Source organism: Amycolatopsis sp. NPDC050768 (genome assembly GCF_040654155.1).
GTDB lineage: Bacteria > Actinomycetota > Actinomycetes > Mycobacteriales > Pseudonocardiaceae > Amycolatopsis.
The window spans coordinates 12751-37226 of record NZ_JBFAHL010000039.1; the positions used below are offsets into that span (position 1 = coordinate 12751).

Below are 24476 nucleotides of genomic sequence, written 5' to 3' on the forward strand. Positions count from 1 at the left end.
CCGTGTTTAGCACTCCCACGGTGAGAGTGCAAGAACCGCAGGTCAGTGATCCACGCTTGTCACGGCGTGACGATGGCGAAGCCCGGGTCGTCCGAGTCGAGGAGAGCGAGCAGCCGCCCGAGGACGGCTGGGTCGCCGGTGTGGTCGAGGTCATCCGGGTCGCCGCCGGACAGGAGGCCGAGCAGCTGTTCCTTGGTCAACGTGAGGGTCAGGTCGACGTCCACGGCGGACGTCGGGTTCGCGGTCTGGATCAGCGCGCCGTTGGACAAGGTGGTGCGGATCGTGGCGGCGAGGTCGGTGAAGCGCCACTCGATGGTGAGCGGGTCGGCGGCGGCGCGGGGACCGTCGACGCGGATGGCGAGGGAGTCGAAGAGCTGCTCGACCGTGAGCGCCGCCGTCATGCCGCCGCCGATGTCGAGGGGCGGCGGGGTGATGCCCTTGCGGAGCTCGAGCGCGCCGACGAGGTAGAAGTTGCGCCAGGTCGGGTTCTCGGCGCCGTAGCCGAGGCGCTGGTAGACCTCGGCCAGGGCGTTCTTGGCGACGGAGCTGTCCGGGTCGGCGAACACGGCGTGCTTGAGCAGTTCGGCGGCGAAGCGGAGGTCACCGGCGTCCACGTACTCCTGCGCCTTGCCTAGGACGGCGGGCACCCCGCCGAGGACGTCCACGTAGCGCGTGGCCAGTGCCTGCGGCGGGTGCTGCCACAGCGACGTGGGGTGGCCGTCGAACCAGCCGAGGTAACGCTGGTAGATCGCCTTGACGTTGTGGCTGACCGAGCCGTAGTAACCCCGCGCGTGCCACGCGTTCTCCAGCTCCGGCGGCAGTGTGAAGTCCTCGGCGATCTCGATGCCGGTGGCGCCCTGGTTGAGCAGGCGCAGGGTCTGGTCGTGCAGGTACGCGTAGAGATCTCGTTGCTGTGAAAGGAACTTCACCACGCGGGCGGTGTCCAGGTGGGCCAGTGGTGCGAGGCGAACGCCACGTCGGTGGCGGCGCCGAAGAGTTCGATCGCCTCGTCGAGGTAGTGGGCCCAGACGCGCGGGTCGCGGACCAGCGCGCCGCGCAGCGTGAGGAGGTTGTGCAGGTTGTGCGTGGCGTTCTCGGCCAGGCACAGGGCTCGGTGGTCCGGGAAGTGGAAGTTCATCTCGGCCGGCGCCTCGGTACCGGGCGTGAGCTGGAAGACGACGCGGACGCCGTCGAGTACCTCTTCCTGCCCGGTCGCGGTGATGTCGACGGTGGGCGCGAGCAACCCGAGCCGGCCCGTCGACGTGGCGATGCCGAGCCCGCCGCTGACCTGGCCGGTGGTGCTCACGTCGAGGGTGATGCCGTACATGTACGTGGCCCGGCGGCTCATCGCCGTGCCCGCGTACACGTTCTCCGCCACGGCGTCCTCGAGGAAGCCCGCCGGGTCGAGGATCGGGACGTCACCCGCGCCGCCGGGCAACACGCCCAGCACGCCGCCGAAGTGGTCGGCGTGCGAGTGCGTGTAGATGACGGCGGTGACCGGCCGGTCACCGCGATGGGCGCGGTAGAGGGCGATCGCGGCCGCCGCGCATTCCTCCGAGATCAGCGGGTCGATCACGATCACGCCGCGCCCGCCTTCGACGATCGTCATGTTGGAGATGTCGAAGCCACGGACCTGGTAGATGCCGGTGGTCACCTCGTACAACCCGTTGGTGCGGCACAGCTGCGCCTGCCGCCACAGGCTGGGGTTCACCGTGTCCGGGCAGTCGCCGTCGAGGTAGGCGTACGGGCGCAGGTCGAACACCGCGCGGCCGTCGGCGCCGGTGATGGTGACGGGGTCGGGCGTCGCGACGAACCCGCGTGCGGCGTCCTCGAAGTCCTGCCGGTCACCGAAATCCACGGCTGGCCCCCTCGACCTCCGGCGTGTCCCGGGAGTCGAACACAGCGGGAATTCGAGGTGGTCACCTGCCGGAGATGAGATCGCGGGTCAGCGGCTCGGCTGGATGGGGATCGACGCGGGCGGCGGGTTGAGCGACGGCGAGCCGGACTGCGAACCGCTGGGTCCGCCCGGGCCGACGGGGATGTTCGGCGCGGTCGTGGGGGTGGTCGTGCCGCCGCCGCTGTCGCCGCCGCCGAAGAGGAAGATCGCGCCGACGATCAGGCCGGCGAGCACGACGATCCCGAGGCCGATCCACAGCCACTTCCGGCCACCGCCGCTGCGCGACTGCTGGAACGCACCGGCGCCACCGGCGGGCGACGGCGGACGCAGCCGCATCGGGTCGCCGGGCGGGCCGTAACCCGGGTGCATGCCGGGGTAACCCTGTTGCTGGTTGGGGTAGCCCGGTTGTTGGTTGGAGTAGCCGGGCTGCGGGCCGGGTTGTCCCGGGTGACCGTGTTGGCCCGGATATCCGTGCGGTACTTGATGTCCTTGCGGCGGCATGCCGGGGTAGCCGTAGCCGGGGGGCGGGCCTTGCGGCGGGGCGCCGGGGGGCTGGCCGGGGTTCTGCGGGGCGCCGGACCAGCCGCCGGGGCCGGCCCACGGGTTTCCGTCGCCGGGTCCGCCTTGGCCGGGTGCGCCCTGGCCACCGGGTCCGGTTTGGCCTGGTCCACCTGGGACGCCAGGTCCGCCGGGTCCCGACCATTGGGCGCCGTGCGCCGGGTCGTTTCCCTGACCACCCTGACCGCCGGGCCCACCGGGATTCTGCGGCCCGCCTTGGCCGTATCCCGGCGGTTGTCCGAAGGGTGGCACGCCGGCTCCCTCCCCCTGAGCACCCTGACTGCCCTGGCCGCCCTGGCCACCGGCCGCACCCGGACCACCGAGACCACCCAAGCCGGACAGTCCGTTCTGCATCCCGGCCCCACCCGAACCCGGCGGCCCCGGCGGCGTGTCCGACGTCGCGAGCGGTCCCAGCGCCACGCGGGCGGCGGCGATCATCGCCACGCAGTTCGGGTACCGGTCGGCGGGGTTCTTCGCCATGCCCTTGCGGATCACGTCGTCGACGGCGGCGGGCAGCGCGACCACGTGCGAGACCGAGGGCGGCTCGCCGTTGAGGTGGCCCTTGATCACCGTCGGCACGTCGCCCTTGAACGGCGGGGTGCCGGTGAGGCACGCGAAGAGCACGCACGTCAGCGCGTATTGGTCGGTGCGCCCGTCGAGGGGCTCGCCGCGCAGGTGCTCGGGCGCGGCGTAGGTCGGGGAGCCCAGGAAGTCGCCGCCGCGCGTGCGGTGGCCGGTGGCGCCGCGGCGGGTGAGGCCGAAGTCGGCGACGTAGACGTGCTCGCGGGAGGTTTCCTTGCTGGTGACGAGCACGTTGGCGGGTTTCACGTCGAGGTGGACGAGGCCGCGGTTGTGCAGGGTGTCCAGCGCGTCGGCGACCTGGTCGAGCAGCGCCAGGGCGCGCGCGGGCGCGATCGGGCCCGAAGAGATCAGCCCGGCGAGGTCGCCGCCGTCGACCATGCGCATGGCGATGTAGAGCATGCCTTCGAGCTCGCCGAAGTCGTACAGGGGCACGACGTTGGCGTGGTCGATCGCGGACGTGTTGCGGGCTTCGTCCACGAACCGCTCGCGGAACTCGGCGTCGGTGCCCAGGTGGTCGCCGATGACCTTCAGCGCCACCTTCCGGCCGAGCCGCACGTCGGTGGCCTGGTAGGTCACGCTCATGCCGCCCTTGCCGAGCACCGAGTCGATGCGGTAGTTGCCCAGCCGGCGACCGGTGAGGTCCCCCGACACATCGCCTGTCACGCTGCGCAGCTTAACGCCCTGCATTCCGCAGCGATGGGCGGTTCGCCCAACCGGTCGGCTACCCCGGAATCAGGAGACCTTGCGGACGTCCGCCGCCTGACTGCGGCCGTCGCGGCCGGATTGGACCTCGAACTCGACCCGGTCCCCTTCGTCGAGCGTCCGGAATCCTTCGGCCTGGATCGCCGAATAGTGGACGAACACATCAGGCCCTTCGGCGGATTCGATGAACCCGTAGCCCTTTTCCGAGTTGAACCATTTGACGGTGCCGACAGCCACGGCGCCCTCCCTCAGGACAAGATCCGCTGTCCGTAGCGGCTGGAAGTGCAGTTCACGCTACCGGAATTACGCCCCTCGGCAATGGTTGATTCGCAGATTCGTCAGCCCCGGGAAACCCGCCTGTTTCGCGCTTGCACGAGAACGGTGCCCGGTCCGGCGAAATCGAGGACCAGACCTTCGCCGGTACGCAGCGACTGGGGGCCGCTCGGGTCCACGGCGCGTAGCCGGCACTGCAGCGTGTCCGGGTAGGCCAGCACGTAGTCCGGTCGCACGGTGACCAGCTCACCGGCCGACAGCTCGAACGAGTCGACGGGTCCCGGCGCGGTGAGCACGAGCGGACCGGTGCCGCTGTAGTGGTCGAGGAACCCGGCGTCGGCGCCGAAGAGCTGCTGCAACGGCGCCCACGTCTGGTCGTGACGCACGGAAGACGGCCGCGCGAGCACGGCGTCGCGGTGCACCGACCAGCCGGTATTGCCTGTGAGCTCCAGCGGGTAGACGTCGCCGGGCCCGAGCGGGGCGAGGTCGACCCAGCCGCCCTCGGCGGGCGCGGTGAACACGGAGACGCCGGGCTTGCGCGCGCCGCCCCGCGCCGACGGCGGAGCGCCTTCGCGCACGCCGAAGCTGGTCGCCAGCATCGTGTCCGACGCCGACTGCACGGCCTCGCCGGGCGCGAGGTGCACTCGCGCGACGCCGAAGTTCGGCGTGTGCCTCGTGTGGACGCGCATGTCAGCGGGAGGGGACGTGCGAAAGGATCCAGCTGATCAGCGAGGACGGGTTGCGCGTCTGCATGAGGATCTGGCCGGGGCCGGCGAAGTCGAACACGAAGCCTTCACCACTCTTCATCGACTGGATCACACCCTGCGCGACCTTGCGGAGCTGGTACTGGACAGTGTCGGCGTAGGCCACCACGTGACCGGTGCCGACGGTGATCGCCTCGCCCGGCCGCAGCGTGATGACGTCGAGGAACGCGCGGCCGAGGCCCTTCATGATCCCGCCGTTGGCCTGCGACTGGACGGTCACGCCGTAGCTGGTCGCCATCATCGCGCCCGACTCGACCTGCACCGGTTCACCCGGCGTCAGCTCCAGCCGCGCAACCGCGAACGACGGCTGGTGGCGGACTCGTACCTGCATCAGAACTCCCCTGATCCCCGACTCTTGCCGCGGGAGAGTGTTGCACGCCCGCGCGCGAGGGGGAGGATGGTCCGCGTGATCTCCGTCGATGCCTACCGCGAGACCGTGACCGAGCTGCTCGGCCGCACGCCCGTGACGACCCTGCCCCTCGCCGAAGCCGCCGGGTTCGTCCTGGCCGAGGACGTGCACGCGGGGGTGTCGCTGCCGCCGTTCGACAACTCCGCGATGGACGGCTACGCCGTGCGCGCAGCCGACGTCGCCGGTGCCAGCGCCGAGTCGCCCGTGACGCTGCCCATGGCCGACGACATCCCCGCCGGGCGCGTGGACGTCGCGACGCTGGAGCCGGGCACCGCGCACCGGATCATGACGGGCGCGCCGCTGCCGCCGGGTGCCGACGCGATCGTGATGGTGGAGGACACCGACGGCGGCACTGTCGACGTGCGGATCTCCAAGGCGGCGTCCTCGGGCGACCATGTGCGGCGCACCGGCGAGGACGTGGAGCGCGGCGTGGTGGCCCTGCGCGCCGGCACCGTGCTCGGCCACTCGCAGCTGGGCCTCGCGGCGGCCGTCGGGCTGGCCGAGCTGGCCGTGCACCGGCCGTTGTCCGTGCTCGTGGTGTCGACCGGCACGGAGCTCGTCGAGGCCCCGAACCCGTTGCGGCACGGGCAGATCTACGAATCCAACAGCGTGATGCTCGCCGCCGCGCTGCGCGAGCTGGGCTGCCGCGTCGCCGTGGTGCGCAGCGTGGTGGACGACGTCGAGGAGTTCCGCAAGATCATCGAGCCGAAGCTCGCGGACGCCGACTTGCTGATCACTTCCGGCGGCGTCAGCGCCGGGGCGTACGAGGTCGTCAAGGACGCGCTGACGGGCCAGGGCGTGCGGTTCCAGAAGATCGCCATCCAGCCCGGCGGGCCGCAGGGCTGCGGCCACTGGAACGGCGTGCCCGTGGTGACGCTGCCGGGCAACCCGGTGAGCGTGCTGGTGTCGTTCGAGGCCTTCCTGCGGCCGGCCTTGCTGTCGGCCATGGGCCACACGGACGTCGACCGCCGCCGGGTGCGCGCGCGGCTTTCGGAGGCGATGTCGTCGCCCAGCTCGCGGCGCCAGTTCCGCCGCGGCTTCTACACGCCGACCGAGGGCGAGGTGACCGGCGTGGTCGGACCGCGGGGCGGGCCGGGCTCGCACCTGCTGGCGGCGTTCACCCAGGCGAACTGCCTGATCGTGCTGCCGGAGGGGGTTGGTGAGGTGGCTGAAGGGACTGAAGTGGACGTGCTGCTGCTGTAGGGAAGTCCCTGTCGCGGCGCAGCGGGCTCTTGAGGAGGATCACCAGTGAGGCGAGCTGGACGCCGGCCATGATGAACATCGTCTCGCGCACACCCAGCGCTTCGCCGAGGACACCGCCGAGGAACGCGCCCAGCGGGATGGTGCCGTAGTTGACGACGGCGGAGCTCGCGGTGATGCGGCCGAAGAGCTCGGGTGGGCAGTAACGCTGGCGAAACGTCCCGGTGAGCACATTGGACCCGACCAATCCTCCGGTGACGGCGATGCCGGCCACGACGAAGCACGTGAGGCCATCCAGCGGGCCGATGAGCATCACCGGCGCAGCGAGCACTTCGCACAACAGGAACGCGCGCGCCGTTCCGAACCGACCGGCCAGCCTGGTTACGAGCAGCGCCCCGACGACCCCGCCGACCTCCACCAGCGCGAGCACCACTCCGATCGTGCCCACCCCGGCGCCGAGGTCGCGGGCGAGGAAAACGACTTGGATCGAGGCGTACCCGTCGAGCGCGAGGTTGGACGCCGCACCGAAGAGCACGAGCACCCGCAGGTACGGGTCATCGGCGACGAACCTCATCCCGTCGGCGACCTGGGTCCGCAGCCGGACCCGTTGCGTGACAACGGGTTTCGGCTCGACTCGGCGGATACCTTTGAGGCACAGGGCGGAGACGCCGAAGCTGACCGCATCGACGAGCACCCCGCTCACCGGCCCGAACGCGGCCGCCAGCACCCCGGCGAGCCCCGGCCCGCCGACCTGCGCGACCGATTCACTGCCGAGCAGCCGGGTGTTGGCCTTGAGTAGCTGGTCACCATCCACAATGGCCGGAAGATAACTGCGGTAGGCGACAGAGAAGAACACATTCGCGATACCACCAGCCAGCGCGGCTCCCAGGAGATACGGGACCGAGAGCACCCCTGCCACCTGCGCGAGCGGGACGCTCACGAACACAAGCATGGACACGGTGTTGCAGGCCACCATCACCGGTCGCTTCCGCACCCGGTCCACCCACGCGCCGGCGGGCAGCCCGACCACCAGCCACGGCAGCCACGCCACGGCGGTCAGCAGCGCCACCTCGAACGTCGAGGCCCGCAACCCCACGACAGCCACCAGCGGCAGCGCCGTCCCGGCGACGGCACTGCCCACCATGCTCACCGTCTCGCCGGCCCACAAGAGCCGGAAATCCCGGCCGAGCCGCTGAACCGCCTGAATCACGGCTGCGCGGGAAAGCCTCGGGCGAACAGGAAAACCGGGCGCCGCTCGACGTCGTCGTCCGGGGTCGGGCGTTCGGTGTACTCCGCGAACAGCGCAAGGACCCGAGAACTCAGCTCCATCACCTCCGCCGCCGACAGCCGGGCCCAGGTTTCGTTGGTGAACCAGGCGTCGCGCCACTTGGGGGGTTCCGTTTCCAGGTCCGAGAGCCACGAGCGGGACAGCGAAGCCTGCCGGTCGAGCGCGACGACCTCGGCCGCGTCGCCCACGGGATCGCCGACGAAGTCCGAAGTGGACCAGGACAGGGCGCGCGAAGGGCGGCGCCACCAGCGTTCGCGGCGGTCGCGGGCGAGTTCGGGGGCCTCTTCGACCAGGCCGGCGGCCGAGAGGACCTTCAGGTGGTGCGAGATGTTGCCGACGGCGGAAGTCGTGCGTTCGGCCAGCATCGAAGCGGTGGCGGGGCCGTCGAGCTTCAGGATGTCGAGGAGTCGCCGACGCAAAGGGTGGGACATCGCGGCCAGCACGTGGGAGTCGCGGATCTGCTGGACCTCAACGGGATCAGACACAATCCACAAGAGTAGTTGCACAACCACAATTGCACAATATCCCTTGTGTAACCGCGCCCCAGGTATCCTCACCCACATGGGCTTCTTCACCTGGATCGTCTTCGGTGCGCTGGTCGGCTGGCTCGCGAACCTCGTCGTCGGCGGGCCGGACCGGCGCCGGCAGGGGTGCCTGGTCAGCGTGCTCGTCGGGGTGCTCGGGGCGGCTCTCGGCGGCTTCATCTACCGACTGGCGACGGGTGAGCAGCAGCGCTTCGAGTTCGACTTCCCGAGCTTCGGCGTCGCGATCCTGGGCGCGATCGTCCTGCTGGCTGTGCTGCGGCTGGTCAGCTCGATCGGCCGGCGGTCCAGGCGCGACGACTGGCCGCACGACAACTACCGGCGCGACAACTACAGGTGACCCGGTGACCGTTTGTAACGGTTTCCGCACGAACCGTCAGTAACCCCCGGAAACCGCCTAAACTGATCAGTTCCGCGTCCGGGTGCATGCGTCGTCGGGGGACGCATGCACCCGGCCCGCCCGGATCGCCTCCCGGACCACGCGCACAGCCTGCGCCGTGTCCACGAGCACGGGCATGGGCGCGGCGGAGATCTCCCGTCGCCACGCGCACAGCAGCTCGGTGAGCGGATCGGGTACGGACATCGCTTCCTCGGCGGACTCAGGCCCGGGCACGGCTCCCGAACGGCGGGTACTACTGAGAGTTGTCGAGGAATTCGATCAGTCGTTACCGGTTTGTGGGCACGCCCACCCGCGTCGGGGAAACCCTTACGGGGGAGCGGCCACCGGCCCTGGACGTGTCCGTCCGCCGACGGGCGGTAGCGTGGTGATTCCCAAATCGGACGTGAAACCCGTCCTCTCCCTCCGAACGCAACGAACAGCGGGGAACCGATCCATGAGCGGCAAGCCCACCGGCAATCCCCTCACGCACGCAGTGCAGCTCGCGCGGGAGACCATCCCGCCGATGCACCCCGCCGGACGCCCGTTCGTCTTCGGCGGGCTGGCGGCGACGCTGGTGCTGCGCCGGTTCTCCAAGCGCCTCGGTGTGGTCGGCGCGCTCGCGACCGCGGCCACCGCCGCGTTCTTCCGCGAGCCCGCCCGCGTCGCGCCGGAGCGGGACAACATCGCGGTGGCCTCGGCCGACGGTCTGGTGTCCCTCCTCGAGGAGGCCGTGCCGCCGCCCGAGCTGGGGCTGCCCGCCGAGCCGCGGATGCGCGTGAGCGTGTTCCTGTCGGTGTTCGACGTGCACGTCCAGCGGATCCCGGCCCCCGGCGTCATCGAGAAGGTGGCCTACCGGCCGGGCAAGTTCCTCTCCGCGGACCTGGACAAGGCGAGCGAGGACAACGAGCGCAACTCCGTGCTCATGCGCACCGTCGACGGCCACGAGCTCGTCGTCGTGCAGATCGCCGGCCTCGTCGCGCGCCGCATCCTGTGCGAGATCCACGAGGGCGACAAGGTGGCCGCGGGTGCCACCTACGGCATCATCCGGTTCGGCTCCCGTGTCGACCTCTACCTGCCGCCCGGCAGCCGCGTGCTCGTCGAGAAGGGCCAGCGCACGGTCGGCGGCGAGACGGTGATCGCCGAACTCCCGGCACTGGCAGAAGGCTGATCTCATGGTCCGCGTGACCACCCCGAGCATTCGGCTGCTGCCGAACGCCATCACGGTGCTGGCGCTGTGCGCCGGGCTGTCGTCCGTGCAGTTCGCGCTCACGGGCAACTACGCCATGGCCATCGCGGCCATCGGCATCGCGGCGGTGCTCGACAGCCTCGACGGGCGCATCGCGCGCCTGCTCGACGCCACGTCGAAGATGGGCGCCGAGCTCGACTCGCTGTCCGACGGCATCTCGTTCGGCGTGGCGCCGGCGCTGGTGCTGTACGTGTGGCAGTCGCACGGCGACCGCATCGGCTGGGTGGCTTCGCTGATCTTCGCCGTCTGCATGATCCTGCGCCTCGCTCGCTTCAACACCCTGCTCGACGTCACCGACAAGCCGCCGTACGCGGGGGAATTCTTCGTCGGCGTGCCCGCGCCGGCCGGCGGCCTCGTCGCCATGCTGCCGCTCATCGCGACGCTGCAGTGGGGCGAGGGCTGGTGGTCCGAGCAGTACGTGGTGATCGCCTGGACGATCGCCGTCGCCGCGCTGCTGATCAGCCGTATCCCGACGTTGTCGCTGAAGACCGTCAAGGTGCCCGCCAGGGCCATCGCGCCTCTGCTGGTGGGCGTCGGCCTGCTGGCCGCCGCGATCATCCAGTTCCCGTTGGTGGCGCTGGCCATCGCGCTGGTGCTGTACCTGCTTCACATCCCGTACGCGGTGTACCGGAACCGTTGGCTCGCCGCGCACCCCGAGGCGTGGACGGTCCCGCCGCGCGAACGCCGCGCCATCCGCCGTGCGCGTTCGCAGCGGCGCCTACGGCTGCGTCCGGCGTCTCGCCGGGTCGCGGGCGCGGCGATGCGCGCGGTGCGGCTGCCGCGCAACAGCTCGGACTTCGTGCGGGCGACGCGAGCGTTGCGGGACCGGGACCACTCGGGCACCGGCAATTCGAGCTCGAACTCGACTTCCGGCCCGAACCAGCGCCGCCGCAGCTGGCGGCGGATCGGGATCCGGCGCCGCTGACGCCGGTCGCCTAGCGGGCCGCCGCGCGCAGGCCGGTGAGCAGCAGGTCGAGCTGGTCGTGGAAGTCCTGCACGCAGTCGACGTCCGCCAGTGACGGCAGCACGCGGTACAGGTTCGGCAGTTCCTCCGGCGTGACCATGCGGCTGAACCAGTCGCCGACGGGCTCGTCCCGCTGGGCGACGCCCCCGGCGACGGAGTCGGCCAGCGCCGCGCCGAACGTGAGTCCCATCAACGACCGGTAGCCGCGGGCGGCGGCCTCCTCGTCGAGCCCGGCGTCGAGCAGCGCGCCCAGCAGGGCGTCGATCACGCGCAACGCACCGGGCGAGCGCGGGTTCGCCTCCTCGGCCGCCAGCGCGCGCACCACGGCCGGGTGCCGCGTGAACGCCGTGTAGAGGCCCTCGGCGAGCCGGCGGACGCGGATTTCCCAGCTCCACGACGGCACCGGCAGCGGCACGGACTCGAAGACGCGCGCGGTGAGCCCGTCGAGCAGGTCACCTTTGTTCTTTACGTGGTTGTAGAGCGACATCGCCTCGACGCCGAGGCGAGCCGCGAGCTTGCGCATCGACAGCGCGCCCATGCCGTCGGCGTCCACCAGGGCCAGCGCCTCGTCGAGGACCTTTTCCCGCGTCAGGGTTTCGCGCACCACGGCCGAATCGTAGCTTACGGCGTAAGTACTTACGGTGTACGCTTACGTTGTAAGTATCGATCTGGAGCGACGCCATGGACGCCGAAACACTGCTCACCACCACCCGGTCCGTCCGCCGCAAGCTGGACCTCGACCGTCCGGTCGACCCCGCGGTGATCGAAGACTGCCTGCGCATCGCCCAGCAGGCGCCCGCCGCCGGTGGGCTGCTGAAGGCGCAGCGCTGGGTCGCGGTGCTGGACCTGGAGCTGCGCGCCGAGGTCGCGGCGATCACCAGGAAGGCCGCGCACGAGGTGTGGCAGCACTACGCGCACCTGGCCGACACGAGCATGTTCGCCTCCGCCCGCCACCTCGTGGACAACCTCGACCGCGTGCCGGCGCTGGTGCTGCCGTGCATGCCGGGCCGGCCGCCGGCGTCGGCCGCGGAGCAGTCGTCGTTCTACGGCTCGATCTACCCCGCGATCTGGAGCTTCCAGCTCGCGCTGCGCACGCGCGGCCTCGCGAGCTCGCTGTGCAGCTACCACCTCGCCGGCCACGAGCCGGACGTCGCACGCCTGCTGGGGATCCCGGCCGACGTCACTCAGGTCGGCCTCATCGCCGTGGCGCACTCGACGCAGCGTGAGTTCTCCCCCGCCGCGCGACCACCGGTGGGCGAGATCCTGTCGTTCGACGCCTGGGCGGGGTCCGCGTCGCTAGGGTGAACGGCGTGAGCGACCCGCAGATCACGCTGACCGTCAGGCACACGCCGTCCGCGCTGGATTCCCGGCGCGGAGTCGTGCGGATGCACCCCGAGGTGCTCGACGCGCTGGGCCTGCGCGCCTGGGACGCCGTGCACCTCACCGGCGCCCGCCGCAGCGCCGCGCTCGCCGCGCCGGCCGAGGAGGGCACGCCGGGGGTGGTGCTGACCGACGACGTCACGATGTCGAACCTCGGCGTGTCCGAGGGGTCCGAGATCGTGGTGACGCCGGCCGACGTCGCGGCTGCGAAGACGGTGACGGTCTCCGGTTCGCGGCTGGCCAGCGTGTCCGTGCCGCCGCAGACGCTGCGGCTCGCGCTCACCGGAAAGGTGCTCACGCGGGGCGACGCCGTTTCGCTGCTCCCGCAGGACCTCGCACCGGCGCCGGGTTCGGACGTCGCGGCCGTGCGCGGGCAGCTGTCGCGCGCGATCGGCGCGACGTGGACCAACGAGCTGCTCACCGTCACCGCCACGGAGCCTGCGGGCGTGGTCGTGGTGGGACCGTCCACTGTGGTCAGCTGGCGCGACGGCGCCCGCACGGGCGAGACGCCGACCGACACCGTCCCCACGCGCAGCGCGACGGCCCTCGTCCGCAGCACGGCGGTGACGGCGGCCGAGGACTACCTCGACGCGGAGGTCGTCGAGGAGACGAAGCCGGAAGAGCTCGCGGAACCGATCCCACCCGTCGCCGATCTGGTCGGCGCGGAAGGGGCCGCGCGCAAGCTCGCCGAGTGGTTCGACCTGGCGTTCCGGCGGCCGGAGCTGCTCGAGCGGCTGGGCACGTCGGCGCACCTGGGCGTGCTGCTGTCCGGGCCGGAGGGTGTCGGCAAGGCGACGCTGGTGCGGTCCGTCGCGCAGGCCGAGAAGGTGCGCGTGGTGTCGCTGGTCGCGCCCAACATCGCCGTGCTGGAGCCGAACACGGCCCACGCCCGCCTGCGCGAGGCCGTGACCCGCGCTGCCGACGGCGACGGGCCCGGGGTTCTGCTGATCAACGACGTCGACGCGCTCCTGCCCGCCACGCAGCCGCCACCGGTGGCCACCGTCGTCCTGGAAGAACTGCGCGCGGCCATGCGCCGCGAGGGCATCGCCGTGGTGGCGACGACGCAGCGCGCCGAGTCCGTGGACCCGCGGCTGCGCACCGCCGACCTGCTCGATCGCGAGCTCGGCCTGCCGCTGCCCGACGCGAAAACCCGGGTGGAGCTGCTGCGGATCCTGCTGCGTGACGTGCCCGTGGAACCGGGCGCCGACCTGGGCGTGCTCGCCGAGAAGACGCCCGGGTTCGTCGCCGCCGACCTCATCGCCCTGCGCCGCGACGCCGCGCTGCGGGCCGCGCTTCGCCAGCGTGACGTCGCCGAGCCGCGGATCTCGGAGCACGACCTGCTCGACGCGCTCGCCACCGTCCGGCCGATCTCGCTGTCCACTTCGGACAACCTGGCCACGGGCGGGCTGACGCTCGACGACGTGGGCAACATGGTGGACGTCAAGCAGGCCCTCACTGAGACGGTGCTGTGGCCGCTGCGCTACCCGGATTCCTTCGCCCGCCTGGGCATCGACCCGCCGCGGGGCGTGCTGCTGTACGGCCCGCCCGGCGGCGGCAAGACGTTCCTCGTGCGCGCACTGGCCGGCACGGGCGCGCTCAACGTGTTCGCGATCAAGGGCGCCGAACTGCTGGACAAGTGGGTCGGCGAGTCGGAGCGGGCCGTGCGCGACCTGTTCCGGCGAGCCGCCGACGCCGCGCCGTCGCTGATCTTCCTGGACGAGATCGACGCGCTGGCGCCGCGACGCGGGCAGTCGTCCGACTCCGGGGTGGCCGACCGAGTGGTCGCCGCGCTGCTCACGGAGCTCGACGGCGTGGAGCCGATGCGCGAGGTCGTGGTGCTGGGCGCCACGAACCGGCCCGAACTCGTGGACCCGGCGCTGCTGCGGCCGGGCCGGCTGGAGCGGCGCATCTACGTGCCGCCGCCCGACGCCGAGTCGCGCACCGCGATCCTGAAGGCGACGTCGAAGAACACGCCGCTGGCGTCCGATGTGGATCTGGCGGCCATCGCGTCCACCCTGGACGGTTACTCCGCCGCCGACTGCGCCGCGCTCATCCGCGAGGCTGCGCTCACGGCGATGCGCGAGTCACTCGAGGCACACGTGGTCACCGCCGCCCACCTGGCGAAAGCACGCGAGGTCGTGCGGCCGTCGCTGGACCCGGCGCAGCTGGCGACGCTGCAGGCGTACGCGCAGGCGCAGCAGGAACGCTGACGAAAACGGACCCCACCTTCGCGGTGGGGCCCGTTGTTTTCGCTGGTCAGCTGCCCTTTGGGCTCTGGTAGTCCTTCGTGATGATCACTATCACGCCCGGGCTCGAGTTCTGGATGCCGTCGAACCGCGGCTGGGCCTGGAACCCGAACTCGGCGGCCAGCTGCTTCGCCGCGGCCTCCTCGTCGGTGCCCGGCCGGAAGTAGGCCGTGGTGTGCGGGATCACTCCCTGCGGGTAGTTGCCGACCTCGGGCACGTTCCAGCCCGACGCGCGGAAGTCGTCGGCGGCCTGCTCGGCGAGGTGCGGGATCGTGGAGTTGTTGTAGACCCGCACGGTCACCCACTTGTTGGACGCCTGCTGGTCGTTGCCCGGCTGCCCCGGCTGACCACCGGGCCGGCCAGGTTGGCCGGGCTGGCCCGGCTGTCCGCTGGGCTGACCAGGCTGGCTCGGCTGCCCCGACTGGCCGGCCGGCGGCGCCGAAGGTGCCGACGAAGCCGGTGAAGACGGGGCCGAAGACGAAGGCGGCGCCGCCGAGGACGACGAGCCCGGCGCCGGCTGCGACGACGAAGGCGACCCGCTCGAGCTGGTGGGCCCGGCGTTGTTGTCGCTCGATCCATTACCCGACAGCGCGGTGACGCCGCCGACGATCGCGGCGATCACGGCGACGCCGATGAGCGCGACGCCCGCGGCCCGCATGGGCCGGGACAGTCCCGAGAAGATGCTCATGACAGTTCGATCCCCAGCCGCCTGGCGCCGCGCTTGCGCTGCCGGGCGGCGCGCGTCTTGCGCAGCCGCTTCACCAGCATCGGGTCGGCCGCCATGGCCTCAGGCTTTTCCAGCAGTGTGTTCAACAGCTGGTAGTAACGGGTCGAGGACAGCGAGAACCGTTCCCGGATGGCGTTCTCCTTGGCACCGGCGTGCCGCCACCACTGACGTTCGAACGCGAGGATCTCCACCTCACGCTCGGTCAGGCCGCCCACAATCTCCGGCGGCGACGGCTGCTCTCCAGCCATCGACTCCGCGGCGTCCATGCGGTCCTCGCAATCGGTTTCGGCTGTCCTTCCGCGGGCGCCATTCAACCACGGAACCCAGGCTCGACATGGGCATCCGGCGCGGCGCGTCACGGTCCGATCCAGGTGTATCAGACGGGTCCGACTAAACTCGCTGCTCGTGACCGTCCACCCCATCCGCATCGCCGGCGATCCCGTGCTGCACCAGCCGACCCGTGAGGTCACGGAGTTCGACGAGCAGCTGCGCACGCTGACCGAGGACATGTTCGAGACGATGTACGCCGCCGAAGGCGTCGGCCTCGCGGCCAACCAGATCGGCCTCGACCTGCGCCTGTTCGTCTACGACTGCCCCGACGACGAGGGCGTCGAACACCGCGGCCTGGTGGTGAACCCCAAGCTGGAGACGTCCGAGGTCCCCGAGACCATGCCGGACCCGGACGACGACTGGGAGGGCTGCCTCTCGGTCCCCGGCGAGTCCTACCCCACCGGCCGCGCGTCGTGGGCGCGCGTGACCGGTTTCGACGTGACGGGTGAGCCGATCACCGTCGAGGGCACCGGCTACTTCGCCCGCTGCCTGCAGCACGAGACGGACCACCTCGACGGGTACCTGTACCTCGATCGCCTGGTGGGCCGCCACGCGCGGGCGGCGAAGAAGATGCTGAAGAAGAACAAATGGGGCGTGCCGGGGTTGAGCTGGCTGCCGCCGAAGGACGAGCCGGCCGAAGCCTGAGTTTCTTTGTCGACGAGTCTCCCGGTCCCGGGTTAGGGCCGGGAGATTCGTCGTTTCAGCGGGTCAGCGGCCGAGGAAATGCTCGCGCACGACGGCGGGGTTTTATCCCAGACCTGATCCGGCATGGTGTCTGACGAAGGCACCGAACGACGACGGTTCTCTTTTTCGCCCGAGGCTTTCCTGCGCAGCCGTGATCGGTGTTGCGCCGGCGCGTTTTTTGTTGCGGGGGGCGGGTTTTCTGTTGTTGTCCACAACTCGGCTTCGCTGTGGACAACTCGGCTTCGGAGATTATTTTGTCGGTGGGGAGCGGTAGACTGGCCAAGGGCCGTTCCCCCGAGGATGGGTGGGGGCTTTCCCAAGGTGAGTTACTGAGGACACAGGCGGCTTGGCCGCGATTTCCGGCGGTTGTGGGCCGGCGAGACGGTGAGCACGATCGGGGGCGTGGGCTCGTCAATGAAGACGGAGCCGTGCGCAACGGTGGACAGGTAATCGCGCCGGCCGCGGGAGTAGTCGGCGGAATCGCGCGGAATCCACGGAGAGCGGTGGCCTGGGGCCTCTTGACCGCTAAGGAACCGGAACCGGGCCGCGCTCATCGCCAACACCGCCACCAGTCCGGCGAGCAGAACTTTCCTCACGAGGCGCCCCGAAGTCGGCGCAGGTGACGGTCATGTGACCGCCTGTCGGCCGGATGCTCCGATCCGGTGAAGAACACACCGGACGCGGGGGTGGCTTGTGCTCGCATGATCCGCCGTGGCATGGTCGAGGGACAACCTCATAACCAACGCGGGAGCTCGCGCCTTGGCGGGCTGAGAGGGCGGCTGGTGTCTGTCTGTGGACACCCGGTGCCGCCGACCGCATGAACCTGACCGGGTAATGCCGGCGTAGGGAGTGAACGTCGTTGACGACGCTGGAGAACGAGCCTGCCATCACGCCTTCCGTGACCACGGGGCCGATCACCGGTTCGCACAAGGTCTACCACCGCACCGAATCGGGCCTGCGGGTTCCGGCGCGGCGCATCGACCTGTCGAACGGTGAGCACTTCGACGTGTACGACACGTCCGGGCCGTACACCGACCCGGACGCGAAGATCGACGTCCACAATGGACTTCACCCGCTGCGCACGGGCTGGGCCGACGGCCGCGCGCACAACACCCAGCTCGGCTGGGCGAAAGCGGGCGTGATCACGCGCGAGATGGAGTTCATCGCCGCGCGCGAGCGGTGCTCACCTGAGTTCGTGCGCGACGAGGTCGCGCGCGGGCGGGCGGTGATCCCCGCCAACCGCAAGCACCCGGAGAGCGAGCCGATGATCATCGGCAAGAAGTTCCTGGTGAAGATCAACGCGAACATGGGCAACTCGGCCGTCTGGTCCTCAGTGGAGGAAGAGGTCGACAAGATGGTGTGGGCCACCCGCTGGGGTGCCGACACGATCATGGACCTGTCCACCGGCAAGCGCATCCACGAGACGCGCGAGTGGATCGTCCGCAACTCCCCCGTGCCCGTGGGCACCGTGCCGATCTACCAGGCGCTGGAGAAGGTCGACGGGGAGCCGGAGAAGCTGTCGTGGGAGGTCTACCGCGACACGATCATCGAGCAGTGCGAGCAGGGTGTGGACTACGTCACCGTCCACGCGGGAGTGCTGCTGCGCTACATCCCCCTCACCGCCCGGCGCGTGACCGGAATCGTGAGCCGCGGCGGCTCGATCATGGCCGCGTGGTGCCTCGCGCACCACCAGGAATCCTTCCTGTACACGAACTTCGAGGAACTCTGCGCGATCCTGCGCAAGTACGACGTCACGTTCTCCCTCGGCGACGGCCTGCGCCCCGGCTCGATCGCCGACGCCAACGACCGCGCGCAGTTCGCCGAGCTCGAGACCCTCGGTGAGCTCACGCACATCGCGCGTGAGCACGACGTGCAGGTGATGATCGAGGGCCCCGGCCACGTGCCGATGCACAAGATCAAGGAGAACGTGGAGCTGGAGGAACAGCTCACCGGCGAGGCGCCGTTCTACACCCTCGGACCACTCGCGACGGACATCGCACCGGCGTACGACCACATCACCTCGGCCATCGGCGCGGCGCAGATCGGCTGGTACGGCACGGCGATGCTGTGCTACGTCACACCGAAGGAGCACCTCGGCCTGCCCAACCGCGACGACGTGAAGACCGGCGTGATCACCTACAAGATCGCCGCCCACTCCGCCGACCTCGCCAAGGGCCACCCCCACGCACACGAGTGGGACGACGAACTGTCCAAGGCCCGCTTCGAGTTCCGCTGGAACGACCAGTTCAACCTGGCGCTCGACCCCGACACCGCGCGCTCGTACCACGACGAGACGCTGCCCGCGGAGCCGGCGAAGACCGCGCACTTCTGCTCGATGTGCGGCCCGAAGTTCTGCTCGATGCGGATCACCCACGACGTGCGCAAGTACGCCGAGGAGCACGGGCTGTCCACTGTGGAGGCCATCGAGGCCGGCATGGCGGAGAAGTCGGCCGAGTTCGGCGAGCAGGGCAACAAGGTCTACCTCCCGGTCGTCGGGCAGTAGTTCCACCCGCTATTAGAGGCAGTAGTCATGACTGAAACACCCCGCACCGCCCTCACCATCGCCGGATCCGACTCCGGCGGTGGTGCGGGTGTGCAGGCCGACCTGCGTACGTTCTTCGCCCACGGCGTCCACGGGCTCGTCGCGCTCACGGCCGTCACAGTGCAGAACTCCCTCGGCGTGCAGGGCTTCACCGAGATCCCGGTCGACGTCGTCACGGCGCAGATCAAGGCCGTGGCCGGCGACATGGGCGTGAACGCGGCCAAGACCGGCATGCTCGCGACGGCCGGCATCATCCAGGCCGTGGCGAAGACGCTCGACGAGGTCCACATCGGACGCGACACGGACACGCCGTTCGTCGTCGACCCGGTGGCCGCGTCGATGACCGGCCACGCGCTGCTGCGCGAGGAGGCGCTGGAAGCCATCCGCACGGAGCTCTTCCCGCGCGCCACGCTGATCACGCCGAACCTCGACGAGGTGCGGCTGCTCACCGGCATCACGGTCACCGGCGCGGAAACCCAGCGCGCGGCGGCCGAGGCGTTGCTGGAGTTCGGCTCACGATGGGTGCTCGTGAAGGGCGGGCACCTCCACGAAGCCGAGGACTGCGTGGACCTGCTGACCGACGGAACGGACGTGCTGGAGCTCAGCGGCGTGCGCATCCACACCGACAACACCCACGGCGGCGGCGACACGATGGCCTCGGCCATCACGTCGTCGCTCGCCAAGGGCGCCGACGTGCCGACGGCCGTGACCGAGGCGAAGCAGTTCATCGAACGCTGCGTCGCCGAGGCTTATCCGCTCGGCGCCGGGGTGGGTCCGGTGTCCCCGTTCTGGCGGCTGGCCGACTGACCGGCCACACTGGACCCGTGACCGACGACGCCGCCGCCCGCGCACTGTGGGCCCAGATGCCTTTGGACCTGCAGTTCGAGGTCGACCAGCTGGTCTCGGCCAACAAACCGGCCGCGGCCCTCAAAGTGATCCGGAAATGGGGCCTGGACCCCAAACCGGGCATCGCCGAATCGCGTGCGGTGACCGACTACCGCAAGAGCGTGCTGAAGCCACCGCCGCGCTTCACCTGAGTCCGAACTGGACGTTCCGTGCGGTACGGGAGGAAAACTCCTGTACCGCGCGGGATCAGTTCACGGGTTCGAGCGAGCGCGTGTCGTAGGTGCTGCGCGCGTCGCGGATCCGGTCGAAGTTCGACTGCGACCACGTGCTCAGCGCCACCAGGTGTGCGCTGACCTCCGCGCCCATCGGGGTGAGCGCGTACTCCACCGTCGGCGGAGTGGTCGGGAAGACCTTGCGGCTGACGAAACCATCGCGTTCGAGGTTACGCAGGTTCTGCGTGAGCATCTTCTGGCTGATGCCGCCGACGGCGCGGCGCAGCTCGCCGAAGCGGTGCGGCCGCTGCTCCAGCACGCCGAGCACGAGGGCCGTCCACTTGTTCGCGAGCAGGTCGAGTACGTCGCGGCAGGGACAGCTCTTCAGGTAGACGTCCCAGGATCCGTCCTGGTCACAGGTGGTTTCCATCAGGTACCTACTTTACCGGGAAGTGCCTTCTGGCGAAAAGTGACTACGGGGCCGAGCATAGGGGACAACCGACCAGAAGGAGAGATCCGAGATGCGCGTGGTGACCCAGCGGGAATTCGGCGGCCCGGAGGTGCTGCGGGTGACCGAAACCGACCGTCCGGCGCCGGGCCCGACCGAGGTACTGGTGCGCGTGCACGCCGCCGGCGTCAACCCCGTCGACTGGAAGACGCGGGCGCACCAGGTGTTCCTCGGCGAGCCGCCGTACACGCTGGGCTGGGACGTGTCCGGCGTCGTCGAAGAGGTGGGTTTCGGGGCCACCGGGGTGAAGCAGGGCGACGAGGTGCTCGGCATGCCGTGGTTCCCGCGCGAGGCCGCGGCCTACGCGGAGTACGTGACTGCGCCATCGCACCAGTTCGTGCGCAAGCCGGCCGGGCTGTCGCACGCGGAGGCGGCCGGGTTGCCCCTGGCGGGGCTCACGGCGTGGCAGGCGTTGGTGGATGTGGCGGAAGTCCGGAGTGGACAGCGGGTGCTCGTGGACGCGGCCGCCGGCGGCGTTGGACACCTCGCCGTGCAGATCGCGAAGGCGCGCGGTGCATACGTGCTCGGCACGGCCAGCGCGGCGAAGCACGATTTCCTGCGGTCCCTGGGCGTGGACGAGCCGATTGATTACCGCGATGAGAACGCGGCGCCGGCGGATCTTGACGTCGTGCTCGGGCTCGTCGGCGAGGACAGCGACCTGCGCTGGCTGCCGTCGCTCAGGCCGGGCGGCCTGCTCGTCAGCGTGCCCGGCGGTGTCGGGGCGCGGGCACAGGAGGAGGCGGCCAAGCTGGGCGTGCAGACGGCGCCGATCCTCGTGGAGCCCGACCGCGTCGGGCTGCTCGGGCTGGTGGAGCTCGTCGAAGCCGGCCGGCTGAAGGTGCACGTGGACCAGACGTTCCCGCTCGAAGACGCGGCGAAGGCCCACGAGGTGGGCGAGGGCGGCCGAGTCACCGGGAAGCTGGTGCTCACCGTCTGATGTGGACGCACAGTGGCCCCTCGCGCCAACGAGGGGCCACTGTGGACTTTCTAGGGTGGAACTCAGCCGCGCGCGACAACCTGCGGCAGCACCGTGGTCAGGCCCGTCCAGTCGGACGTGACCACGGACGCGTGCTGCGCCGCCAGCTCGGCCACGCGCTGGTTGGCCTGGTCGACGGTCGGGTTGTGGTCGTCGATGGCCGGGGCGACGTTCTGGCCGTCGGTCATCACCACGTAGTAGTGGTTGGCGTCGTACCACCACGGGCCGGTCTGCGTGACCCACGCGTTGGCGTCGCCGTCGAAGACCACGAACCACGGCTTGAGGTTGGCCGCGTACTTGTCACGCGGGTCGCCGCCGACGGCGCCGTGCACGGTCGGGAAGATCTGGACGTCACCGAGCTTGCCCGCGTTCTTCTGCGCCAGCAGGTAGTTCGCGTATTCGACGTCGGTGTGCAGGGTGTCGGTGGGGTTCTGCTCCTCCACCGTGCCCGGGATGATCTCGGTCAGCACCTTGCCGTGCAAGGCGTCCACGCTCGGCCAGTTGTCCGCCTTGGCCGCGTCGTCCAGCGTCGCGTAGCTGCCGAGCAGGTCGGCCGGCTTGAAGACGGCGCTGCCGAGGTGGGCGCGGAACGCCGCGTCGAGCTCGTCCGGGCCCATGCCGGTGTTGTCCGAGAAACCGGTCTTCATCTCGAGCTTCAGCGTGAGCGGCGTGTGGTCCGGGTGGGCCGCGAGCCAGATGCGGATGTCGTCGAGGCAGTACTCGAGGTTCTTGTTCGTCCCGCCCTTGTAGAGATCGGCGGTCGTCGACGCGGCGACGCAGTTGTTGCTGTTGCCCAACGGGTTCGAGTGGCTCACCTTCCACTCGTGCGTGATGAAGTCCGGCCACACGTCGAGCTCGATCAGCGACGAGCCGTTGTCCAGCGCCTGAGCGAGGAACGGGTACGCGGCCGGGTCGTAGGTGTTGTGCACGCCGACCGTGGTCACGTGCGAGAGCTTCGGGCTGTCCGCGTTCGCCACGGCTGCCCCGGACAACGACGTGGCGACGAGCGCGCCGACCGCCACGACCACTGAAGCGAGTTTCATCCTGACCCCTTCACCCACCGATAGTGCGATGGCACTCACACTGTGCCACCGTGATGGACTGTGGATGAAGGACAGCTGACCAAATGGACTAGACCAGAAGTCGGAAAGTGCCCATGACTGAAAACCCGAGCCCGCCGTCGGCGTTGACCATCGCCGGTTCCGACTCCGGTGGCGCAGCCGGACTCCAGGCCGATTTGCGGACATTCCTCACTTGTGGGGTGCACGGACTCGTCGCCGTGACGGCCGTGACGGTGCAGAACACGTTGGGAGTCCACGATCGCGCGGACATCCCGCCGCACGTCGTCGCCGGCCAGATCGAGGCCGTCGCGTCGGACATGGGTGTGGGCGCGGCGAAAACGGGCATGCTCGCGTCGGCGCAGATCATCCACGCCGTGGCGACGGCTTGCGACAACGCGGGCATCGGGCGCGATCACGAGGTGCCGTTCGTGGTGGACCCGGTGGCGGCGTCGATGACCGGTCACCCGCTCTTCGACGCCGACGGGCTCTCCGCGCTGCGCGAGGAGCTGCTGCCGCGCGCGACCGTGCTGACGCCGAACCTCGACGAGGTGCGCTTGCTGACCGGCCTGACCGTGACCGACCGCGAAGGCATGCACACCGCGGCCGTGGCGCTGCACCGGCTGGGCCCGAAGTACGTGCTCGTGAAGAGCGGCCACCTCGTGTCCGACCCGGAGTGCGTCGACCTGCTCTTCGACGGCTCGACGTTCGTGGAGCTGCCCGGCCCGCGCTTCAACACCCCGCACACGCACGGCGCGGGCGACACCATGGCGTCGGCGCTGACGGCCGGGCTGGCGAAGGGGATGTCGGTCGTCGAGGCCGCGCGCTACGGCAAGTGGTTCGTGTCGCACGCGGTCGAACACTCGTACCCGATGGGGGCGAAGGTGGGGCCGGTGTCGGCGTTCTGGCGGCTCGCGCCGGAGGACCGTTAGCCGGTTGCCGCGGCGATGGTGTCAGCGCCGTTGGAGCCGTTGCCGGTGAAGCCGGATTCGACTTCACCGGCCCAGCGGAGCGCGCCAGTGCCGAAGACTTCGCAGGCCGAGCGGAACTCGCGTCGGCGCCGAAAGGATCGCGGGATTGGCTCGCTAGGGAATTGCCGACTACCACATCATCGGGCGCGCTTGCCGCCAAACCGCTGATTTGTCCACAGCCGAAACACCCGTCCCGAGGTTGTCCACAGATTCACCGAACCCCGTTTTCGGGCCGCTGACCTCGGTAGACTGGAACAGGGACGCCCCCCTTGGGAGGGCGGGGGCACGTTGTCTTTCCGGGCGGCGGCGCAGCAGCAGTTCTGCGGGCCGAGAGCTCGCACCGATGAGAGCCCCGGCGTCGCGCCGGTCTGTACGCCTAAGGCCGACCGACGGAAGGATGGCGTCATGCGGAAACTGATCTACGGTATGAACCTGAGCCTGGACGGCTACATCGCCGCGGCCGGCGGCGACCTTGGCTGGAGCGGGCCGAGTGACGAGCTGTTCCAGTGGTGGCTCGAGCAGGAGCAGGCGATCGACCTGTTCCTGTACGGGCGCAGGCTGTGGGAGACGATGAGTTCCTACTGGCCGACAGGTGACCAGCAGCCGGGCGCCACTCCGGCGGAGATCGCGTTCGCGCGGAACTGGCGGGACACGCCGAAGGTGCTGTTCTCCTCCACGACGATCGACAAGGTCGACTGGAACACCCGCATGGTGACTGGCGACGCGATCGCCGAGATCACCCGGCTCAAGGCCGAGGACGGCGGGCCGATGAGGGTCGGTGGTGCAACGCTGGCCGGGGCGGCCATGCGGGCCGGGCTGGTCGATGAGTACGAGATCGTCACCCATCCGGTCCTGGTGGGTGGCGGCACGCCGTTCTTCACCACGCTTGACAGCTGGGTGAACCTGAACCTGGTGGAGACACGCACGTTTCCCGGTGGGGTGGTCCTGACCAGGTACGAGAGGCGTTGAGCGCGATTCCGCTGCGCGGGTCAGAACCCATCCGCGAGATCACGGCATGATGCGCCATCACCGACCGAGCCGCCGTCGTCCTGTCAGCGTGTATCACCTGGACACGCATTCAGGAGACGCGCCCTAGCTGTATTTGGCCATTAGGTTGGTGGCAGTCGGCTGGTGGGTGGGTGTCCGCCGAGTGCGCTGTGGCGGCGTTGAGTGTTGTAGTGCTCGAGCCAGG

The 24476-nt window shown here is 70.1% G+C and carries 28 protein-coding genes and 1 riboswitch; of the genes, 13 read left to right on the forward strand and 15 right to left on the reverse strand.

What is annotated here, in order from left to right:
* Window positions 1-59: 59 nt before the first annotated feature.
* From AB0H62_RS50275 to AB0H62_RS50300, 6 genes are all read right to left on the reverse strand, one after another.
* Window positions 60-929 (reverse strand): alkyl sulfatase dimerization domain-containing protein, encoded by an 870-nt coding sequence (locus tag AB0H62_RS50275; RefSeq protein ID WP_360592922.1) that lies wholly within the window; start codon window positions 927-929, stop codon window positions 60-62.
* On the reverse strand, window positions 926-1858 hold the full coding sequence (locus AB0H62_RS50280) for an MBL fold metallo-hydrolase (RefSeq protein ID WP_360592923.1): 933 nt from the start codon (window positions 1856-1858) through the stop codon (window positions 926-928). The genes AB0H62_RS50275 and AB0H62_RS50280 overlap by 4 nt, the downstream gene beginning before the upstream one ends.
* An 87-nt stretch (window positions 1859-1945) precedes the next feature.
* Complete coding sequence (locus AB0H62_RS50285) at window positions 1946-3700, reverse strand: protein kinase (protein ID WP_360592924.1); 1755 nt, start codon at window positions 3698-3700, stop codon at window positions 1946-1948.
* Window positions 3701-3769: 69 nt separating this feature from the next.
* Window positions 3770-3976 (reverse strand): cold-shock protein, encoded by a 207-nt coding sequence (locus AB0H62_RS50290; protein ID WP_204093028.1) that lies wholly within the window; start codon window positions 3974-3976, stop codon window positions 3770-3772.
* A 101-nt stretch (window positions 3977-4077) separates the two neighbouring features.
* On the reverse strand, window positions 4078-4701 hold the full coding sequence (locus tag AB0H62_RS50295; protein ID WP_354875260.1) for an AIM24 family protein: 624 nt from the start codon (window positions 4699-4701) through the stop codon (window positions 4078-4080).
* A gap of 1 nt (window position 4702) precedes the next feature.
* On the reverse strand, window positions 4703-5107 hold the full coding sequence (locus AB0H62_RS50300) for an AIM24 family protein (RefSeq protein WP_220244661.1): 405 nt from the start codon (window positions 5105-5107) through the stop codon (window positions 4703-4705).
* A gap of 75 nt (window positions 5108-5182) precedes the next feature.
* On the opposite strand from AB0H62_RS50300, the gene glp reads away from it, so the two are divergent.
* Window positions 5183-6388 carry a gephyrin-like molybdotransferase Glp gene (gene glp / locus AB0H62_RS50305; RefSeq protein WP_220244662.1) on the forward strand — a complete coding sequence of 402 codons (1206 nt, stop codon included), beginning with the start codon at window positions 5183-5185 and terminating at the stop codon, window positions 6386-6388.
* Here the strand turns inward: glp and AB0H62_RS50310 are convergent.
* Window positions 6303-7595, reverse strand: a complete 1293-nt coding sequence (locus AB0H62_RS50310; protein ID WP_255638497.1) for an MFS transporter — start codon at window positions 7593-7595, stop codon at window positions 6303-6305. The genes glp and AB0H62_RS50310 overlap by 86 nt on opposite strands.
* A complete protein-coding gene (locus AB0H62_RS50315; RefSeq protein WP_255638498.1) occupies window positions 7592-8158 on the reverse strand; it encodes a helix-turn-helix domain-containing protein in 567 nt (188 codons plus the stop codon). Before AB0H62_RS50315 ends, AB0H62_RS50310 begins: the two co-directional genes overlap by 4 nt.
* Window positions 8159-8234: 76 nt before the next feature.
* On the opposite strand from AB0H62_RS50315, the gene AB0H62_RS50320 reads away from it, so the two are divergent.
* Window positions 8235-8555: a GlsB/YeaQ/YmgE family stress response membrane protein gene (locus AB0H62_RS50320; protein WP_220244663.1), complete on the forward strand. Its 321-nt coding sequence runs from the start codon at window positions 8235-8237 to the stop codon at window positions 8553-8555.
* Between the two features lie 66 nt (window positions 8556-8621).
* Here AB0H62_RS50320 and AB0H62_RS50325 read toward each other — a convergent pair whose 3' ends face one another.
* Complete coding sequence (locus AB0H62_RS50325; protein ID WP_220244664.1) at window positions 8622-8798, reverse strand: hypothetical protein; 177 nt, start codon at window positions 8796-8798, stop codon at window positions 8622-8624.
* 250 nt (window positions 8799-9048) lie between these two features.
* On the opposite strand from AB0H62_RS50325, the gene AB0H62_RS50330 reads away from it, so the two are divergent.
* Window positions 9049-9762, forward strand: a complete 714-nt coding sequence (locus AB0H62_RS50330; protein ID WP_360592925.1) for a phosphatidylserine decarboxylase — start codon at window positions 9049-9051, stop codon at window positions 9760-9762.
* Window positions 9763-9766: 4 nt separating this feature from the next.
* Window positions 9767-10765, forward strand: a complete 999-nt coding sequence (pssA, locus tag AB0H62_RS50335; protein WP_220244666.1) for a CDP-diacylglycerol--serine O-phosphatidyltransferase — start codon at window positions 9767-9769, stop codon at window positions 10763-10765.
* Window positions 10766-10775: 10 nt separating this feature from the next.
* Here the strand turns inward: pssA and AB0H62_RS50340 are convergent, their stop codons facing one another.
* Window positions 10776-11411 carry a TetR/AcrR family transcriptional regulator C-terminal domain-containing protein gene (locus AB0H62_RS50340; RefSeq protein WP_255638499.1) on the reverse strand — a complete coding sequence of 212 codons (636 nt, stop codon included), beginning with the start codon at window positions 11409-11411 and terminating at the stop codon, window positions 10776-10778.
* 74 nt (window positions 11412-11485) lie between these two features.
* Between AB0H62_RS50340 and AB0H62_RS50345 the strand changes: the two genes are divergently transcribed.
* Together AB0H62_RS50345 and AB0H62_RS50350 are read left to right on the forward strand one after the other, a co-directional pair.
* Window positions 11486-12109, forward strand: a complete 624-nt coding sequence (locus AB0H62_RS50345) for a nitroreductase family protein (RefSeq protein ID WP_360592926.1) — start codon at window positions 11486-11488, stop codon at window positions 12107-12109.
* Window positions 12110-12114: 5 nt separating this feature from the next.
* Entirely contained in the window at window positions 12115-14394 is a 2280-nt protein-coding gene (locus AB0H62_RS50350; protein ID WP_220244668.1) for an AAA family ATPase, read from the forward strand.
* A 46-nt stretch (window positions 14395-14440) separates the two neighbouring features.
* Here AB0H62_RS50350 and AB0H62_RS50355 read toward each other — a convergent pair whose 3' ends face one another.
* Both AB0H62_RS50355 and AB0H62_RS50360 read right to left on the reverse strand, forming a co-directional pair.
* Window positions 14441-15118, reverse strand: a complete 678-nt coding sequence (locus tag AB0H62_RS50355; protein WP_220244669.1) for a LytR C-terminal domain-containing protein — start codon at window positions 15116-15118, stop codon at window positions 14441-14443.
* Window positions 15115-15423: a DUF3263 domain-containing protein gene (locus AB0H62_RS50360; protein ID WP_220244670.1), complete on the reverse strand. Its 309-nt coding sequence runs from the start codon at window positions 15421-15423 to the stop codon at window positions 15115-15117. The genes AB0H62_RS50355 and AB0H62_RS50360 overlap by 4 nt, the downstream gene beginning before the upstream one ends.
* Window positions 15424-15562: 139 nt before the next feature.
* Here AB0H62_RS50360 and AB0H62_RS50365 point away from each other — a divergent pair, with 139 nt between their 5' ends.
* From AB0H62_RS50365 to AB0H62_RS50380, 4 genes are all read left to right on the forward strand, one after another.
* Complete coding sequence (locus AB0H62_RS50365; RefSeq protein ID WP_220244671.1) at window positions 15563-16132, forward strand: peptide deformylase; 570 nt, start codon at window positions 15563-15565, stop codon at window positions 16130-16132.
* A gap of 773 nt (window positions 16133-16905) precedes the next feature.
* Window positions 16906-17037: riboswitch (TPP riboswitch) on the forward strand.
* Window positions 17031-18674 (forward strand): phosphomethylpyrimidine synthase ThiC, encoded by a 1644-nt coding sequence (gene thiC / locus AB0H62_RS50370; protein WP_220244672.1) that lies wholly within the window; start codon window positions 17031-17033, stop codon window positions 18672-18674. It overlaps the preceding riboswitch by 7 nt.
* A gap of 27 nt (window positions 18675-18701) precedes the next feature.
* Window positions 18702-19520, forward strand: coding sequence for a bifunctional hydroxymethylpyrimidine kinase/phosphomethylpyrimidine kinase (thiD, locus tag AB0H62_RS50375; RefSeq protein WP_220244673.1), 819 nt, complete (start codon window positions 18702-18704; stop codon window positions 19518-19520).
* 17 nt (window positions 19521-19537) lie between these two features.
* Window positions 19538-19750, forward strand: coding sequence for a hypothetical protein (locus AB0H62_RS50380; RefSeq protein ID WP_220247898.1), 213 nt, complete (start codon window positions 19538-19540; stop codon window positions 19748-19750).
* A gap of 55 nt (window positions 19751-19805) precedes the next feature.
* On the opposite strand, the gene AB0H62_RS50385 is transcribed toward AB0H62_RS50380, so the two are convergent.
* Window positions 19806-20201 (reverse strand): helix-turn-helix domain-containing protein, encoded by a 396-nt coding sequence (locus AB0H62_RS50385; protein ID WP_220244674.1) that lies wholly within the window; start codon window positions 20199-20201, stop codon window positions 19806-19808.
* 91 nt (window positions 20202-20292) lie between these two features.
* Between AB0H62_RS50385 and AB0H62_RS50390 the strand changes: the two genes are divergently transcribed.
* Window positions 20293-21216 (forward strand): NADP-dependent oxidoreductase, encoded by a 924-nt coding sequence (locus tag AB0H62_RS50390; protein ID WP_220244675.1) that lies wholly within the window; start codon window positions 20293-20295, stop codon window positions 21214-21216.
* Window positions 21217-21278: 62 nt separating this feature from the next.
* Here AB0H62_RS50390 and AB0H62_RS50395 read toward each other — a convergent pair whose 3' ends face one another.
* Window positions 21279-22298: a phosphatidylinositol-specific phospholipase C domain-containing protein gene (locus AB0H62_RS50395; protein WP_220244676.1), complete on the reverse strand. Its 1020-nt coding sequence runs from the start codon at window positions 22296-22298 to the stop codon at window positions 21279-21281.
* 113 nt (window positions 22299-22411) lie between these two features.
* Between AB0H62_RS50395 and thiD (AB0H62_RS50400) the strand changes: the two genes are divergently transcribed.
* On the forward strand, window positions 22412-23245 hold the full coding sequence (gene thiD, locus AB0H62_RS50400) for a bifunctional hydroxymethylpyrimidine kinase/phosphomethylpyrimidine kinase (RefSeq protein ID WP_220244677.1): 834 nt from the start codon (window positions 22412-22414) through the stop codon (window positions 23243-23245).
* 444 nt (window positions 23246-23689) lie between these two features.
* Complete coding sequence (locus tag AB0H62_RS50405) at window positions 23690-24253, forward strand: dihydrofolate reductase family protein (RefSeq protein WP_220244678.1); 564 nt, start codon at window positions 23690-23692, stop codon at window positions 24251-24253.
* A gap of 140 nt (window positions 24254-24393) precedes the next feature.
* On the opposite strand, the gene AB0H62_RS50410 is transcribed toward AB0H62_RS50405, so the two are convergent.
* Window positions 24394-24476, reverse strand: an 83-nt coding sequence (locus AB0H62_RS50410) for an integrase core domain-containing protein (RefSeq protein WP_360586664.1), incomplete at its 5' end; no start/stop codon positions are given.

What these genes read in the sequence shown, in the direction of transcription:
- AB0H62_RS50295 (WP_354875260.1), bottom strand. Translation starts at nt 4,701, where the DNA reads ATGCGCGTCCACACGAGGCACACGCCGAACTTCGGCGTCGCGCGAGTG.
- AB0H62_RS50300 (WP_220244661.1), bottom strand. Translation starts at nt 5,107, where the DNA reads ATGCAGGTACGAGTCCGCCACCAGCCGTCGTTCGCGGTTGCGCGGCTG.
- AB0H62_RS50320 (WP_220244663.1), top strand. Translation starts at nt 8,235, where the DNA reads ATGGGCTTCTTCACCTGGATCGTCTTCGGTGCGCTGGTCGGCTGGCTC.
- AB0H62_RS50325 (WP_220244664.1), bottom strand. Translation starts at nt 8,798, where the DNA reads ATGTCCGTACCCGATCCGCTCACCGAGCTGCTGTGCGCGTGGCGACGG.
- AB0H62_RS50330 (WP_360592925.1), top strand. Translation starts at nt 9,049, where the DNA reads ATGAGCGGCAAGCCCACCGGCAATCCCCTCACGCACGCAGTGCAGCTC.
- pssA (WP_220244666.1), top strand. Translation starts at nt 9,767, where the DNA reads ATGGTCCGCGTGACCACCCCGAGCATTCGGCTGCTGCCGAACGCCATC.
- AB0H62_RS50345 (WP_360592926.1), top strand. Translation starts at nt 11,486, where the DNA reads ATGGACGCCGAAACACTGCTCACCACCACCCGGTCCGTCCGCCGCAAG.
- AB0H62_RS50355 (WP_220244669.1), bottom strand. Translation starts at nt 15,118, where the DNA reads ATGAGCATCTTCTCGGGACTGTCCCGGCCCATGCGGGCCGCGGGCGTC.
- AB0H62_RS50360 (WP_220244670.1), bottom strand. Translation starts at nt 15,423, where the DNA reads ATGGACGCCGCGGAGTCGATGGCTGGAGAGCAGCCGTCGCCGCCGGAG.
- thiD (WP_220244673.1), top strand. Translation starts at nt 18,702, where the DNA reads ATGACTGAAACACCCCGCACCGCCCTCACCATCGCCGGATCCGACTCC.
- AB0H62_RS50385 (WP_220244674.1), bottom strand. Translation starts at nt 20,201, where the DNA reads ATGGAAACCACCTGTGACCAGGACGGATCCTGGGACGTCTACCTGAAG.
- AB0H62_RS50390 (WP_220244675.1), top strand. Translation starts at nt 20,293, where the DNA reads ATGCGCGTGGTGACCCAGCGGGAATTCGGCGGCCCGGAGGTGCTGCGG.
- AB0H62_RS50395 (WP_220244676.1), bottom strand. Translation starts at nt 22,298, where the DNA reads ATGAAACTCGCTTCAGTGGTCGTGGCGGTCGGCGCGCTCGTCGCCACG.
- thiD (WP_220244677.1), top strand. Translation starts at nt 22,412, where the DNA reads ATGACTGAAAACCCGAGCCCGCCGTCGGCGTTGACCATCGCCGGTTCC.
- AB0H62_RS50405 (WP_220244678.1), top strand. Translation starts at nt 23,690, where the DNA reads ATGCGGAAACTGATCTACGGTATGAACCTGAGCCTGGACGGCTACATC.